Origin of the sequence: Sphingomonas sp. EC-HK361 (assembly GCF_902498785.1) — a bacterium.
Taxonomy (GTDB): Bacteria; Pseudomonadota; Alphaproteobacteria; order Sphingomonadales; family Sphingomonadaceae; genus Sphingomonas.
On the sequence record NZ_LR701493.1, the window covers coordinates 437,813 to 452,596 of the forward strand.

The 14,784-nt window shown below is 67.4% G+C and carries 19 protein-coding genes; 15 read left to right on the top strand and 4 right to left on the bottom strand.

Going from position 1 to position 14,784, the window contains the following annotated elements; translation table 11 throughout:
* The first annotated feature begins 1 nt into the window (after position 1).
* A complete protein-coding gene (locus BOS5A_RS03535) occupies positions 2–517 on the top strand; it encodes a sterol desaturase family protein (protein WP_151953820.1) in 516 nt (171 codons plus the stop codon).
* A 35-nt stretch (positions 518–552) separates the two neighbouring features.
* Positions 553–870 (top strand): pilus assembly protein PilZ, encoded by a 318-nt coding sequence (locus BOS5A_RS03540; RefSeq protein WP_234419184.1) that lies wholly within the window; start codon positions 553–555, stop codon positions 868–870.
* Here the strand turns inward: BOS5A_RS03540 and BOS5A_RS03545 are convergent, their stop codons facing one another.
* Together BOS5A_RS03545 and BOS5A_RS03550 are read right to left on the bottom strand one after the other, a co-directional pair.
* Positions 871–1,350 (bottom strand): BLUF domain-containing protein, encoded by a 480-nt coding sequence (locus BOS5A_RS03545; RefSeq protein WP_151953822.1) that lies wholly within the window; start codon positions 1,348–1,350, stop codon positions 871–873.
* Between the two features lie 54 nt (positions 1,351–1,404).
* The gene (locus BOS5A_RS03550; RefSeq protein ID WP_151953823.1) at positions 1,405–2,340 is read right to left on the bottom strand and encodes a ribose-phosphate pyrophosphokinase; all 936 of its coding nucleotides are present in this window, start codon (positions 2,338–2,340) and stop codon (positions 1,405–1,407) included.
* Positions 2,341–2,437: 97 nt separating this feature from the next.
* Here BOS5A_RS03550 and gltX point away from each other — a divergent pair, with 97 nt between their 5' ends.
* From gltX to BOS5A_RS03590, 8 genes are all read left to right on the top strand, one after another.
* A complete protein-coding gene (gltX, locus tag BOS5A_RS03555; protein WP_151953824.1) occupies positions 2,438–3,775 on the top strand; it encodes a glutamate--tRNA ligase in 1,338 nt (445 codons plus the stop codon).
* A gap of 99 nt (positions 3,776–3,874) precedes the next feature.
* Positions 3,875–4,540 (top strand): energy transducer TonB, encoded by a 666-nt coding sequence (locus tag BOS5A_RS03560; RefSeq protein WP_151953825.1) that lies wholly within the window; start codon positions 3,875–3,877, stop codon positions 4,538–4,540.
* A gap of 63 nt (positions 4,541–4,603) precedes the next feature.
* Positions 4,604–4,954, top strand: a complete 351-nt coding sequence (locus BOS5A_RS03565; protein ID WP_151953826.1) for a hypothetical protein — start codon at positions 4,604–4,606, stop codon at positions 4,952–4,954.
* 23 nt (positions 4,955–4,977) lie between these two features.
* On the top strand, positions 4,978–6,018 hold the full coding sequence (gene ribD, locus BOS5A_RS03570; RefSeq protein ID WP_151953827.1) for a bifunctional diaminohydroxyphosphoribosylaminopyrimidine deaminase/5-amino-6-(5-phosphoribosylamino)uracil reductase RibD: 1,041 nt from the start codon (positions 4,978–4,980) through the stop codon (positions 6,016–6,018).
* Positions 6,018–6,638: a riboflavin synthase gene (locus BOS5A_RS03575; RefSeq protein ID WP_151953828.1), complete on the top strand. Its 621-nt coding sequence runs from the start codon at positions 6,018–6,020 to the stop codon at positions 6,636–6,638. The genes ribD and BOS5A_RS03575 overlap by 1 nt, the downstream gene beginning before the upstream one ends.
* The gene (gene ribB / locus BOS5A_RS03580; protein WP_151953829.1) at positions 6,625–7,773 is read left to right on the top strand and encodes a 3,4-dihydroxy-2-butanone-4-phosphate synthase; all 1,149 of its coding nucleotides are present in this window, start codon (positions 6,625–6,627) and stop codon (positions 7,771–7,773) included. Before BOS5A_RS03575 ends, ribB begins: the two co-directional genes overlap by 14 nt.
* 38 nt (positions 7,774–7,811) lie before the next feature.
* The gene (gene ribH, locus BOS5A_RS03585; protein WP_151953830.1) at positions 7,812–8,231 is read left to right on the top strand and encodes a 6,7-dimethyl-8-ribityllumazine synthase; all 420 of its coding nucleotides are present in this window, start codon (positions 7,812–7,814) and stop codon (positions 8,229–8,231) included.
* A 1-nt stretch (position 8,232) separates the two neighbouring features.
* Positions 8,233–8,670, top strand: coding sequence for a hypothetical protein (locus tag BOS5A_RS03590; protein ID WP_151953831.1), 438 nt, complete (start codon positions 8,233–8,235; stop codon positions 8,668–8,670).
* A gap of 23 nt (positions 8,671–8,693) precedes the next feature.
* Here BOS5A_RS03590 and BOS5A_RS03595 read toward each other — a convergent pair whose 3' ends face one another.
* Entirely contained in the window at positions 8,694–9,158 is a 465-nt protein-coding gene (locus tag BOS5A_RS03595) for a GreA/GreB family elongation factor (protein ID WP_151953832.1), read from the bottom strand.
* Positions 9,159–9,243: 85 nt separating this feature from the next.
* Complete coding sequence (locus tag BOS5A_RS03600; protein ID WP_151953833.1) at positions 9,244–10,338, bottom strand: alkene reductase; 1,095 nt, start codon at positions 10,336–10,338, stop codon at positions 9,244–9,246.
* 51 nt (positions 10,339–10,389) lie between these two features.
* On the opposite strand from BOS5A_RS03600, the gene BOS5A_RS03605 reads away from it, so the two are divergent.
* From BOS5A_RS03605 to ssb, 5 genes are all read left to right on the top strand, one after another.
* Positions 10,390–11,361: a DMT family transporter gene (locus tag BOS5A_RS03605; RefSeq protein WP_151953834.1), complete on the top strand. Its 972-nt coding sequence runs from the start codon at positions 10,390–10,392 to the stop codon at positions 11,359–11,361.
* Entirely contained in the window at positions 11,361–12,017 is a 657-nt protein-coding gene (locus BOS5A_RS03610; RefSeq protein WP_151954486.1) for a COQ9 family protein, read from the top strand. Before BOS5A_RS03605 ends, BOS5A_RS03610 begins: the two co-directional genes overlap by 1 nt.
* 71 nt (positions 12,018–12,088) lie before the next feature.
* The gene (locus tag BOS5A_RS03615) at positions 12,089–12,340 is read left to right on the top strand and encodes a FeoA family protein (protein WP_199857189.1); all 252 of its coding nucleotides are present in this window, start codon (positions 12,089–12,091) and stop codon (positions 12,338–12,340) included.
* A gap of 1 nt (position 12,341) precedes the next feature.
* Entirely contained in the window at positions 12,342–14,201 is a 1,860-nt protein-coding gene (feoB, locus tag BOS5A_RS03620) for a ferrous iron transporter B (protein WP_199857190.1), read from the top strand.
* Between the two features lie 15 nt (positions 14,202–14,216).
* Complete coding sequence (gene ssb / locus BOS5A_RS03625; RefSeq protein WP_151953836.1) at positions 14,217–14,756, top strand: single-stranded DNA-binding protein; 540 nt, start codon at positions 14,217–14,219, stop codon at positions 14,754–14,756.
* Positions 14,757–14,784 lie beyond the last annotated feature (28 nt).

Consider the following 14,784-nt stretch of genomic DNA (forward strand, 5'->3'; position numbering starts at 1 on the left):
CATGGCGCTGTGGTCGGGTCTTTTGCTGTTTCTCTTCACCGTCATCGGGATGGAGGGCTTTGCCTATGCCGCGCATCGCTGGGTCATGCATGGCCCAGGCTGGTTTCTTCACAAGAGCCATCACCGGCCGCGCACCGGCAACTGGGAATTGAACGACCTCTACGCGGTGATCTTTGCGGTGCCGTCGATCGTGCTGATTCTGGGTGGGGTGCAGCTGGGCTGGTGGCCGGGCTGCGCGTGGATAGGAGCGGGGATCGCGGCGTATGGCGCGATCTATTTCGGTTTCCATGACGTCATTGTCCACAGGCGGCTGCCGACCCGCTATTTGCCGAAATCCCCCTACATGAAGCGGATCGTCCAGGCGCACCGCCTGCACCACGTGGTCGAGACGAAGGCTGGAACGGTCAGTTTCGGCTTTCTCGTCGCGCCGAAACCCGAAGCCTTGAAGGCCGAGTTGCGCCGCCGCAGTCGCGCCGGGATTCGCGCGCCCAACAGCCGCGTGTTTGCGGAAAAATAACCTTTTTCCGGCATCCGGGGGGCATGGAACCGGCAATGCCCTTCGCCTTCGATTCGGACGAAACCGACGAGAATCGCCGCGCGCTGCGCAAGGCCGTGAAGATGCGCGCGCATTTGCGCGATCGCGGGACGACCCGGTTCGAGATCGATATCGTCGATCTTTCGACGACCGGCTTCCGCGCCGAGACAAGCTTTACACTGTGGCCGGGCACCAGCGTCTGGCTGACCCTGCCGGGGCTTGCCGGGCTGGAGGCTGTGGTCGCCTGGCGCGACAAGTATCGCTATGGCTGCGCCTTCACCAAGCCGCTGCATCCGGCGGTGTTCGATCACATCGTGGCGCTCAGCAACCGCTGATCAGTAAACGCGGTCGGAGGAAAGCGCCTCGATCGTGTGAAGCAGCGTGGTGGCGCGATCCTCCGGGGCGGTCGTCTCGATATCGTCGAAAATCGGCTGCAGCGTGTCGGTGAGCGCGCGGTCCGGGCCGAGCCACGTCAGCCGCCAGGTCGGGAAGCGACGATAGCTGATCTGCGGTGGCGGCACGATGACGACGCGCTCGTGGCGCAGATCGCGACAGATGCTCGTCATCACTGCGCTCACGGCGTCCCCCTCGCCTTCGAGATATTGCGCGAAATTGCGGGGCGTGACGACGAGCAGGCCGGTGAGGTTGAGATCGCGATTGCGGGCGACGGACAAATGGTGGATCGCGGACACCTGCGCGGCGTCGGCTGGAAGCGTCAGCCGGCTATGGCTGAGATACATGGTCGAGCACAGCATGGCGGACGGCGCGGCTTCCTCTCCGCGCTTTCCTTGCCCGATGCCATCACGCGAGGACAAGGCGTGTCGCCCGCTGGCCCGCCAAATTCGGGCGGTGCCGTGGCTTGCCCGCGTTTAGTCGAAGAGGCTGGACACCGACGTTTCGTCCGCGATCCGGCCGATCGCCTCGGCGAGTAGCGGCGCGATCGTGAGGTGACGGATGCGTTTGCCACCGGCGATGATGTCCTGGTTGCCGATCGAATCGGTGATGACCAGCTCGCGCAAGGCCGATCCCTCCACGCGCGCGACCGCCCCCCCGGAGAGCACGCCGTGGGTGACATAGGCGACGACATCCTCGGCGCCCGCCTCCTTCAGCGCGGCGGCGGCGTTGCACAGCGTGCCCGCCGAATCGACGATATCGTCGACGAGGACGCAGAATCGTCCCTCGACGTCGCCGATGATGTTCATCACTTCCGACTCGCCTGCCCGCTCGCGGCGCTTGTCGACGATCGCGAGCGGCGCGTTGTTCAGCCGCTTGGCGAGCACCCGCGCGCGAACGACGCCGCCCACGTCCGGCGAAACCACCATCAGGTTCCGGTCGCCGAACCGCGACTGGATATCCGCGGACATGACGGGAGCCGCATAGAGATTGTCGGTCGGGATATCGAAGAAGCCCTGAATCTGCCCGGCATGGAGATCGACCGACAACACGCGGTCGGCGCCGGCAACGGTGATGAGGTTCGCGACGAGCTTCGCCGAAATTGGGGTACGCGGCCCCGGTTTGCGGTCCTGCCGGGCATAGCCGAAATAGGGAACGACCGCGGTGATCCGCTTCGCCGACGCCCGCTTCAGCGCGTCGATCATGATGAGCAGTTCCATGAGGTTGTCGTTCGCCGGAAAGCCGGTCGATTGCAGCACGAACACATCCTCGCCGCGGACATTCTCCTGGATTTCGACGAAGATTTCCTCATCGGCGAAGCGACGGACGAGCGCCTCGGTCAGCGGCAGCTCGCAATAGGTCGCGATCGCCTTGGCCAGCGGCAGGTTCGAATTGCCCGTCAGAAGTTTCATGCGCGTCCACTGCTCCCGCCCGCGTTTGTGACGCCTTAGGCCGCGAGTCGCAGCAGGGCAATTGCCGCGTGGGCGGTGGCACCGTAGAGCCTCGCAGATGACCGTTATCACCCGTTTCGCACCGTCGCCGACCGGCCGGCTCCATGTCGGCAATTTGCGCACCGCACTCCACAACTGGCTGTTCGCGCAGAAGATGGGCGGGGCGTTCTGGCTGCGCATCGACGATACCGATGACCAGCGCAGCGAGGAGCGGTTCGTCGAGTCGATCCGTGCGGACCTCGCCTGGATGGGGTTGGCGCCGGCGGGCGAGGTGCGGCAGTCGGCGCGGTTCGATCTCTACCAGCGGCGCTTCGACGAACTCGTCGCCACCGGGCGGGTCTATCCGGCCTATGAAACCGCCCAGGAACTCGATCTCAAGCGCAAGATCCAGCTCGGGCGCGGTCTGCCGCCCATCTACGACCGCGCCGCGCTCGCGCTGAACGACGCCGACCGCGCCGCGCTGGAGGCGGATGGCGTCAAGCCGCACTGGCGTTTCCGGCTGGACGAGACGGCGACGATCACCTGGGACGATCTGGTGCGCGGGGGCCAGCATTTCGCCGCGTCGACGATGAGCGACCCCGTGATCCGCCGTGCCGACGGATCGTGGCTCTACATGCTGCCATCGGTCATCGACGATATCGACATGGGCGTGACGCACGTCGTGCGCGGCGAGGATCATGTATCGAACACCGCGCTGCAGTTGCAGATGTTCGAAGCGCTCGGTGCGCCCGCACCCGCCTTCGCGCATGCCGCGCTGCTGATCGGGAGCGAGGGCAAGCTGTCGAAGCGGCTCGGTTCGCTGGGGGTGGACCATTTCCGGGAGGCGGGTGTCGAACCGCAGACGCTGGCGGCGCTGCTCGCGCGGATCGGGACGAGCGATCCCGTCGAGCCGCTGATCGACGAAACCGTGCTCGCGGCCACGTTCGACTTCGCCCATTTCGGCCGGGCGCCGGCTCGCTTCGATGAGGCGGAACTGGCGCAGGTGAACGCGCGCATCGTCCACCAGCTGCCCTATGATGCGGTGCGCGATCGCGTGCCCGGCGGCATGGGCAAGGTCGAGTGGGACGCGGTTCGTCCCAATCTCGCCAGGGTCGCAGACGCGGCGGAATGGTGGCAGGTCATCGAGGGGCCGGTTGCCGCGACGATCGATGAAGCGGATCGCGCCTACCTCGCGCAAGCCGCCGCGGTCGCAGAGGCGATCGACTGGACAGCCGATCCCTGGCACGCGCTGACGTCTGCGCTCAAGGATCGCGCAGGTCGCAAGGGCAAGGCCCTGTTTCTGCCGCTCCGCCGGGCGCTGACCGCGCACGATCACGGTCCGGATATGGCGACGCTGTTGCCGCTGATCGGACGCGAGCGTGCTCTCCAACGGCTGCAGGCCGCCGCCGCGGGCTAGAGAGGCTGAGATCGGACGGCGCTTGCGCCAAACGTGCAATGTTGCAACATTACGGAGCCGGGAAATCCGGAGAAGGAGATGCGATAAGGAGCGGTCAGGATGTATGCGGATCGTTACGCTCGGTCGGGGGGCATTCAGCCCGGCAGCCTCGCCATCGCGCTTGGCCTCAACGCGGCGGTCGTTGCCGCCCTCGTGCTCTCGTCGCCCGCGGTGCAGGAAAAGCTGCGCGACCCGGTGCTGACGACCCGCAACATCCCGATCGAAGACCCGCCGCCCCCTATACCCCAGCCGAAGCCGCAACCGCATCAGAAGGCGATCCTGCAGCAGCGCCAGCCGATCGAGACGGTGGACCGGATCGTGAAGACCGATGCTGGCGACGGGCCGATCCTTCCCCCGACCCCGCCGTTTGATCCTGGCCCGCCCAGCGGCCTCGATGGCGTCGGCACCGGGCCGGGTCCGATCACGCCGCCGCTGCCCGCGCTGATCGCGGCGAGCGTCGATCCGCGTTTCGCCGCCGATTTTCAGCCGGATTATCCCGCGGCCGAGCGCCGGCTGGAACGCGAGGGCGTGGTGAAGATTCGCGTGCTCATCGGCGTCGATGGCCGAGTCAAGGCGGCGCAGCAGATCGCCGCGACGAGCGATGCGTTCTGGCGCGCGGCGGAACGTCAGGCCCTGTCCAGATGGCGCTTCAAGCCCGCGACGCGCGGCGGCGTGGCGGAGGAAAGCTGGCGCACCATGTCGCTGACCTTCGTCCTGCGAGACTGAGGAGGCGCACGACCGGTCGCGGGGGTGGCCTTGCCGCCCCCGCGGCCCTATCTTTCCCTCATCATGCGCTATTTCGCCCGAATGAACCCGCTGCGCGCGGTGCGCGACCTGCGCCTCTTCCTGTCGCAGCGCGAGAAGTACGAACTTTGGTTCGGTATTCTCGCCGTTTCGCTCACGCTGCTGCTGCTGATCGGATTCCTTCACGATTCGCGGATGGAGGCGCCAGCCTATGATCCCGAGATCATCTATGTGCAGCAATGGCCCGCGAACCGCACCGATGCGGAAATTCGCGCGCAGCAGAAGATCGATCAGGCGAAGAAGGACGAGCGGCAGGCCATTATCGACGCGCGCGAGGCGAAGTCCCGCGCGGCGCTGAAGCGGCTCGACGAGCAGCTCGACCGGATGGGAATCTGACCATCGCTGACGATGCGCGCTGGATGGCGGCAGCGCTAGCGCTCGCCGAGCGGACGCGTGGGCATACCGCGCCCAATCCCAATGTCGGCTGCGTTATCGTGAAGGACGGCCGGGCGGTCGGTCGCGGTTGGACCCAGCCGGGCGGACGGCCGCACGCGGAGGCGATGGCGCTCGATCGGGCCGGCGAGGAGTCGCGCGGCGCGACTTGCTATGTGACGCTGGAGCCGTGCGCGCACCAGTCGTCACGGGGGCCGGCGTGCAGCGACCTGCTGGTCGCGGCGGGTGTCGCGCGGGTCGTGGTCGCGATGCGTGATCCGGACGAGCGCACCAACGGCGCGGGACTCGAGCGGCTGGAGGCAGCCGGGATCGGAACGAAAACCGGCGCCGGCGCCGATGCCGCGGCGCGCTTGATGGCGGGCTTCCTGACGCGGCGGCGCTTCGGACGCCCGCATGTGACGTTGAAGCTCGCGACCTCGCTTGATGGCTGCATCGCGCTCGCGTCGGGCGAAAGCCGCTGGATCACCGGGCCGGAGGCGCGTGCACATGCGCATCTGGAGCGCGCACGACACGAGGCGATCCTGGTCGGTCGCGGCACGTGGGAGGCGGATGCGCCGAGGCTCGATGTGCGTTTGGCGGGGTTGGCGGCGCGCGCGCCAGCGCGAGTGGTTCTTTCCAGTCGTCCTCACCCTTCCGCCGCGCTGCGCGCGGCTCCCTCCCTCTCCCAGCGGGAGAGGGAAGGGGCGGGCCCGGCAGAGCCGGGTGGGAAAGGTGAGGACGGCATGATCTGGCTGTCCGCACTCGCCGCCATCGCGACCCTTCCCGGCGATAACCTTCTGGTCGAAGGAGGCGCTGCGACGGCGGCGTCTTTTCTCCGCGCAGACCTCGTCGATCGCTTGTTTCTCTACCGCGCACCGATCCTGCTGGGCGGGGGGCGGCCGGCACTAGGCGACCTCGGCCTGACAACGTTGACAGAAGCGCATGGCCGCTGGCATCTGGCCGATGCACGCGCGCTTGGCATCGACCGTCTCGAGGTTTACGAGCGCGTCAGGCAACAGGATCGATAATGTTCACCGGCATCGTCTCCGACATCGGCACCATCCGCAGCGTCGAGCAGCGCGGGGACACGCGCGTCGTCGTCGAGACGGCCTATGACATGGGCGGGGTCGAACTCGGCGCGTCGATCGCCTGTTCGGGCGTCTGCCTGACCGTCGTGGACAAGTCCCCCGCGGGTGCGCCGGGCTGGTTCGCGGTCGATGTGTCCGGCGAGACGATCAGCCGCACGGCGCAAGGCCAATGGACCGCGGGACGTCGCCTCAACCTCGAACGCGCGATGAAGCTGGGCGATGAGCTTGGCGGGCATATCGTCACCGGGCATGTCGATGGCATCGGGACGGTGGTCGAGGCGATAGCCGAGGGCGACTCGACGCGACTGTCGATAAGGGTCGGCGCGGAAATCGCGTCCTTCATCGCCGAAAAGGGATCGGTCACGGTCGACGGCGTGTCATTGACCGTCAACAGTGTGGCCGACCTGTCCGACGGCACGGTGTTCGGCCTGAACATCATCCCGCACACAGCAGCGGTCACCACACTCGGCGATCTCTCGGGCGATCACACCGTCAATATCGAGATCGACGTCCTCGCCCGCTACCTCCAACGCATGGAGCACTACCGTGCAAAAGCCTGAGCTCGCGCGCCTGCGCCACGGTTTCCTGTCCTCGCCCGAAGAGATCATCGACGAGGCGAAGAACGGGCGGATGTTCATCCTCGTCGATGACGAGGACCGCGAGAACGAGGGCGATCTCGTCATCCCCGCCCAGATGGCGACGCCCGAAAAGATCAACTTCATGGCCCGCCACGGCCGCGGTCTCATTTGCCTTGCGATGACGAAGAAGCGGATCGACGAGCTAGGGCTGGGGCTGATGAGCCGTCAGAACGGCACGCGCCACGAAACCGCGTTCACGACCTCGATCGAGGCGCGCGATGGGGTGACGACCGGCATTTCGGCGGCCGACCGCGCGCGCACCGTCGCGGTCGCGATCGACGCGTCGAAGGGGAGGGACGAGATCGTGACGCCGGGCCACGTCTTCCCGCTCGTCGCGCGCGATGGCGGCGTTCTGGTGCGTGCCGGACATACCGAGGCGGCGGTCGATGTCGCGCGGCTCGCCGGGCTCAACCCCTCGGGCGTGATCTGCGAGATCATGAACGAGGACGGCACGATGAGCCGGATGGACGACCTCGTCGCCTTCGCGCAGCTCCACAACCTCAAGATCGGCACGATCCGCGATTTGATCGCCTATCGCCGCCGCTACGACCACCTCGTCGAAAAGCGCGCGGAGATGACCTTCCATTCGAAATGGGGCGGCGACTGGCGCGCGATCACCTATCACAACAAGGCGACCGGGGACGAGACGATCGCGCTGGTGAAGGGCAAGGTCGATCCCGCGCAGCCGACGCTCGTGCGGATGCACACGCTCAGCTATTTCGTCGATGCGTTCGGCGAGGATTCGGAGCGCGCAGGGCTGCTCTCGCGCTCGATGGAACTGATCGCCTCCGAGGGATCGGGCGTCATCGTCGTCATCAACCGCCCGATGAAGGATTCGGTCAGCCGCTTCATCCGCCTGCGCGGCGAAGGCAAGGGCGCGGGGGCCCCGGAGATCGAGGAACTGCGCGACTACGGCGTCGGCGCGCAGATCCTGGCCGAGCTGGGCGTCGAGGAAATGGTGCTGCTGACCAATACCCACCACGCGCTCGTCGGTCTGGAAGGTTACGGCCTGTCGATTGTCGACGAGCGCAAGATTCCGGGCACTGGCGGCGAGTGACAAGTCCTTCCCATGCCGGGGAGGATCAAGGAGGTGCAATGGCCCATATCCTCATCGTCGAAGCGCGCTTCTACGATCATCTGAACGACATGCTCATCGCCGGCGCGCGTGCGGCGATCGAGGGGGCGGGACATAGCTGCGAGGTGCTGACCGTGCCGGGCGCGCTTGAGGTCCCGGGCGCGATCGCGATGGCGGCGGAGACGGGGCGTTATGATGCGTTCGTCGCGCTCGGCGTCGTGATCCGCGGCGAGACCTATCATTTCGAGATCGTGTCGAACGAAAGCGCGCGCGGCGTCATGGCGCTGACGCTCGACGGAATCGCGATCGGCAATGGCATCCTGACGACCGAGAACGAGGCGCAGGCCATCGCGCGCGCCGATCCGGCACAGCTCGACAAGGGCGGTGGCGCGGCGAAGGCGGCGCTCGCGATGCTCGACCTCAAGGATCGGCTGGGCTGAGATGACGGCGCCGCCGCCCTCGCGCTACCGGGTGGTCGAGCGCGGGCGGCGGCTGGTGGTGATCGACCGGCAGAGCGGGGCGGAGGTGAGCCGGCAGCCCGAGGTGCCCGGTTCCGGTAGCGGCGTTCCGCGGCGAGGTCGCCTCTCGCTGCCATCCGCGCCGAAACGCACGAGCTTCGACGGGACGAGCACGCTCACCACGCACGCGCTCTACGACCTGAAGGCGCCGCGCACGATCCGGCTCGATCCCGGCAGTGCGCTGACGCTCAGCCGGATGCGTCTGGCAGCGGTTGTCGTCGCTGTGCTGACCGTCGTCGCGATCGTGGCGTGGCCGGCGCTGATGGTGATCCCGATCGTGCTGGCGAACGCGAAGGTTCGGGACGGTGCGCGGCGCGCAGCGACTGGCTGGCTCGACCGCGTCGAGGCAGAGGCGAACTGACCTAACCGCGCGGGTCAGGCGTCTTACGGTATCGGTGTGATCGCCACGATCTCCAGCGCCGCCGCCTGGCCGCCGAAATCGACTGCTTCGCCAATGGCCGCCCCCATCAGCGCGCGGGCGAGCGGGGCAGAAAAGCTCACGCGGCCCTCGCCCGGATCGGCCTCGTCGTCGCCGACGATCTCGATCATCCTCACCGTATCGTTCTGGCGAAACGCGACGCGCGTGCCGAACGCGACCTCCTCGCCATTCGGAACGGGCGCCAGTTGCGCGGTCGTCTGGCGTGTCGTCCAATAGCGAAGGCCACGCCGCGCGGCCTCGATCACGCTCTCCTCACCGCCTGCATCGATGACCGCACTCAGCGCGGCGATGCGCTCGTCGATCAGCGCGAGTCCGCGCGCGGTGACGAGGTTCGGCCCAGCCGGGATCGGCAGCTCGAACCGCGGCTCCTTGTGGTCCTCATCGCTCTCGCGGCGAAAGGCTACGCTCAAAATCCAGTCTCCTCGCCTCCGATATGGGGCACGAGGAGACGAACGCAAAGCCGCGCGCGGGATGTCTCCGCGCGCGGCTGCGATTTCAGGCCGCGACCGCCGTTTCGTCGATCGTCGGATAGTCGGTATAGCCTTCAGCGCCCTGGCTGTACCAGGTTCGCGGATTGCCGGGGTTGAGCGGGGCACCGTCCTTCAAGCGCTCGGGCAGATCGGGATTGGCGAGGAATGTCCGCCCGAAGCTCACCGCGTCCGCCACGCCGGAATCGATCACGGCCTGCGCTTCGTTCACCGTCGTATAGTCCGAATTGAGGATCAGCGGGCCGGCAAAGGCCTCGCGAATCTGCGGCGAGAGCTTGGGCACATCGGTGCGCCCGAACGTGCCGTCGGGGCCAGGCTCGCGCAGCTCCAGATAGGCGATGCCGATATCGGACAGCGCGCGGACGGCGGGGAGGAAGACGGCGTGCGGATCGCTGTCGTCGACGCCCTGCGATTCGCCGTTGGGCGACAGTCGGACGCCGGTGCGGTCGGCGCCAGCGACCGAGGCCACGCGTTCGGCAACTTCGCGCAGCAAGCGAATGCGGTTTTCAGCGCTGCCGCCATACGCATCGTCGCGGTGGTTGGCGCCGTCGCGCAGGAACTGGTCGATCAGATAGCCGTTCGCGGCGTGGATCTGCACACCGTCGAACCCGGCGGCGATCGCGTTGCGCGTGGCGAGCGCGTAATCGTCGAGCAGCCGCGGCAGCTCGTCGATGTGCAGCGCGCGCGCGGTCTCGAAATCCTGCTTGCCCTCGAACGTGTGCGCCTGACCTTCGGTGCGCGTCGCGGAGGACGAAACGGGTTGCTGGCCGATGACCGAGGAATGGACCTGCCGGCCCATATGCCAGAGCTGCGCGACGATTCGCCCGCCCGCGGCGTGCACCGCGTCTGTCACCGGCTTCCACGCCTCGGTCTGCGCGTCGGTCCACAGTCCCGGCGCAAACGGCCAGCCAAGGCCCTCGCGGCTGATCCCGGTGGCTTCCGAGATGATGAGGCCGGCGGATGCGCGCTGCGCGTAATATTCCGCCATGATCGGGGTCGGCACCGCGTCGCGCGTCGCGCGGCCGCGGGTGAGGGGGGCCATGAGAATGCGATTGGGCGCGTCGATCGCGCCGAGAGTGATCGAGTCGAAAAGGCTCGGCATAGGTTTTCCTTTGCTACCTGACTTGGGCCAGATAGGGCGTTAGGGGGCGCCATGCACGGCCAGTCTCCGAAAAGAATTGCTATCGCGCCCGAAAGCACGCCGCCGGCCGTGACTGCCCCTGCGCCCGCCCCCGCGGTGGCATTTGTGGCGCTCGTGCTGGCGAATGTCGCGCTTGCCTTCGGGCCGTGGTTCGTGCGGTTGGCCGATACCGGGCCGGTCGCGGCCGCGTTCTGGAGAATCACGCTCGCCGCGCCCGTCCTCGCACTGGCCGCGCTCGCCACGGGAGGGCGTCCACAGCGATTGTCGCCGGCGCTCTGGGGTGTACTGGCGCTTGCCGGGCTGGCCTTTGCGGCCGATCTTGGCAGCTGGCACGTCGGCATCCACAAGACGACCCTCGCCAACGCAACGCTGTTCGGCAATTCGGCGACGCTGATCTTTCCGATCTACGGATTCCTCGTCGCACGCGTGTGGCCGACGCGGATGCAGGCCTTTGCGCTGGCGCTCGCTGCCGTTGGGGCTGCGCTGTTGATGGGGCGATCCTATCAGCTCGATCCACGGCATCTCGTCGGCGATCTGCTCTGCCTGCTCGCGGGTGTGCTTTACACCGGCTATTTCATCCTCATGGCGCGCGCGCGCACCGTCATGGCGCCGCTCTCGTCGCTCGCGCTGGCCACGATGGCGTCGATCGTGCCGCTGCTGCTGGTGGCGTTGCTGCTGGGCGAGCGCATCCTGCCGCAGGCCTGGGGGCCGCTCATCCTGCTGGCCCTGGTCAGCCAGATCATCGGACAGGGACTGATGATCTACGCGCTCGGCAAGCTGTCGCCGCTCGTGGTCGGGATCGCGCTGCTCCTCCAGCCGGCGGTCGCGGGGATAATCGGCTGGATCGCCTATGACGAACGGCTGGGCGCGCCCGATTTCGTCGGGCTGGCGATGGTCGCCGTCGCCCTCGTTCTCGTCCGTCGCGCGAGCGGGGTTGCCAAGCCGGTCCCCGCCGACGATCTTGGGCGCGAGGAGCCCGCATGATGGACGCGCAAGACCTGACGCTCGACGAAGTCCGCGCGCGGCTCGCCGACGATATCGCAGCCAACGCCGCCTTCGATGGCTGGGGTGACGCGGCGCGCGACATGGCGGCGGACGCGGCCGGCATTGACCGCGATATCGCGCGGATCGCCTTTCCCGGCGGCGCCGTGGACATGATCGACGCGTGGTTCGCGCAGGTCGATGCGCGGATGGCGCAGGCGGTTCCGGACCCGGTGATGGCGACGCTCAAGGTTCGCGAGAAGATCGCGCGGCAGATCGAGGCGCGGCTGGAGGCGGTGGCGGGCAATCGCGACTCGCTTCGCCGGGCGCTCGCGATTCTTGCCATGCCGCAGAACCTCGCGCGCGGCGCGAAGCTCGGCTGGCGCACTGTCGATCTTATGTGGCGACGCGCCGGCGACACCGCGACGGACTACAACCACTATACGAAGCGCACCATTCTGCTCGGTGTCTACGGCGCGACGGTCACGGTCTTTCTGGACGACGAAAGCGCCGGTTTCGCCGATACCCGTGCCTTCCTGCAGCGCCGGATCGACGGGATCATGCGCTTCGAAAAGACGAAGGCGGGGATGCTGAAGCGCGCTGCCCACCGGCCCAGCCTTTCGCGGTTCATCGGCCGGCTTCGCTACCCGGTTGCCTGACCCCCGCAATATTTCCTTTCCACGCGCTGCCGTTATTGATAATCACTCGCAGCGTGGATATGTCCTCCCCCATGATCCCGGCCTTAAGCCTTGAGTCGCTGCCCAGGCGCCAGCGCGCCACCGTCGCGACGATCGACTGGTCGCATCTGGCTGTCGCCGAGGCTCGCCGCCTGCGCGAGCTTGGCTTCGACGAAGGCGTCGGGGTGGAAGTCCTGCACCGCGCGACGCTAGGCCAGGGACCGATTGCCTGCCGGATCGGGCGGATGACGGTCGCGCTGCGCCGCGTGGTCGCCCGCTCCATCCATGTATCGCTCGCCGGCTGAGGTGAACGCAGCGCCGCTCGTGGCGCTCGTCGGCAACCCCAATGCCGGCAAGAGCGCGCTGTTCAACGCGCTGACCGGCGCCAGGCAGAAGGTCGGCAACTATCCCGGCGTGACCGTCGAACGGCATTCGGGGCGCCTCGCGCTCGACGACGGACGCCCGGTCGAGCTGGTCGATCTTCCCGGTGCGTATAGTCTAGATCCCGCGAGCCCCGACGAACGCGTGACGCGCGACGTGGTGACGGGGCGGCAGACGGGCGAGCGACTGCCCGACGCGCTCGTCGTGGTGATCGACGCCGCCAATCTCGACAATCATCTGCGCTTCACGCTCCAGCTGATCGCGCTCGGCCTGCCGATCGTCGTCGCGCTGAACATGATCGACCTGGCGGAACGCGATGGCCTGACGCTCGACCCTGCGATCCTGGCGAAGGAACTGGGCGTGCCCGTCGTCCCGACCGTCGCGGTGCGCCGCCGTGGGCTCGATCTCCTCAGGACCGAGATCGCGCGGCTCGTCGGCGGCGGCGTGGCGGTGCGGCTGCGTGCGTCCAACGGCGCAATCGACGACGATATCGCCGCCCTCCAGCGCAAGGCGCGCCACATCGCGGCGGCCGCGACGGTCAGCGAGACGCCGGTGCGCCGCTGGACCCATCTGCTCGACGCGGTCGCGCTGCATCCGGTCAGCGGACCCATACTCCTTGCGGCGCTGCTCTTCGTGATGTTCCAGGCAGTCTTCGCCTGGTCCGAAGTGCCGATCGGATGGATCGAATCGGCCTTCGCGGCGATCGACGGCGCGGTGAAGGGCGCGATGCCAGACGGCATCCTGCGCAGCCTCATCACAGACGGCGTCATCGCGGGGGTCGGTGCAGTCGTCGTCTTCCTGCCGCAGATACTGATCCTCTTCGCCTTCATCCTGATCCTCGAGGCGTCGGGGTACATGGTTCGCGCGGCGTTCCTGATGGACCGGCTGATGAGCCGCGTCGGGCTGTCCGGGCGCGCGTTCATCCCGCTGCTGTCGAGCTTCGCCTGCGCGGTGCCCGGCATCATGGCGACGCGGACGATCGACGACGAGAAGGATCGGCTGACGACGATCCTCATCGCGCCGCTGATGACCTGTTCCGCGCGGCTGCCCGTCTATACCATAATCATCGGCGCATTCATCCCCGATCGCGCGGTGCTGCCCTTTGTCGGCTTGAAGGGGCTGGTGCTCTTCGGGCTCTACATCATGGGCATTGTCGGCGCGTTCGTCGCGGCGCTGGCGCTCAGGCATACGGTGACCAAGGGGTCGTCCTCGGGCTTTCTCATGGAGATGCCCAAATATCAGTGGCCGCGGCTGCGCGACGTGCTGATCGGGCTGTGGCAGCGGGCGTGGATTTTCCTGAAGCGCGCCGGCACGATCATCGCGCTGACGACGGTGGTGCTCTGGGCGCTGCTCTCCTTCCCGCAGGCACCCGCCGGGAAAAGCCAGGTCGATTACTCGATCGCCGGCCGGATCGCGAACGGGGTCGAGGTCGTCGTCAGGCCGATCGGCTTCAACCGCGATATTGCGCTCGCGCTCATCCCGGCGATGGCGGCGCGCGAGGTTGCGGTCGCGGCGATCGGCACGGTCTATGCGGTCGACAATGTCGAGGATGCGGCGGGCGAGCGAAGCCTCGTCCAGAGCCTGCGCGCCCGCTGGAGCCTGCCCACCGCGCTCGCCTTTCTGATGTGGTTCGTCTTCGCGCCGCAGTGCATCTCGACGATCGCGGTGACGCGGCGGGAGACGAACGGCTGGAAGTGGCCGGCCTTCATGCTAGGGTATCTTTTCGCGACCGCCTACATCATGGCGGGGATCACTTTCTGGCTGGCGACGTTTGCCGGCCTGTAGACTCTAGGGCGGACAATGGCAGGCAGCGTCAACAAGGTCATTCTGGTGGGCAATCTGGGGCGCGATCCCGAATCGCGGTCGTTCCAGAACGGCGGCAAGGTTGTGAACCTGCGCATCGCGACGTCGGAAAGCTGGAAGGACCGCAATTCGGGCGAGCGCAAGGAAAAGACCGAATGGCATTCGGTCGCGATCTTCAACGAAGGCCTGGCGGGCGTTGCGGAGCGGTTCCTGCGCAAAGGATCGAAGGTCTATATCGAGGGCCAGCTCCAGACCCGCAAATGGCAGGACCAGCAGGGGCAGGACCGCTATTCGACCGAGATCGTGCTGCAGGGCTTCAACAGCGTGCTGACGATGCTCGACGGCACTGGTGGCGGTCAGGGCGGTAGCGGCGGCGGCAGTCGTGGCGGTGACGACTGGGCCGGCGGCAGCGACGATTTCGGTGGTGGTTCTGGCGGCAGCCGCGGCGGCGCTTCGTCGGGCGGGGGCGCACGCGGATCGAGCTTCGGCCAGGGCGGCGGCTTTGCCGACGACCTCGACGACGACGTGCCGTTCTGAAGGCTCGTCCCACGGCCGACATCGACGT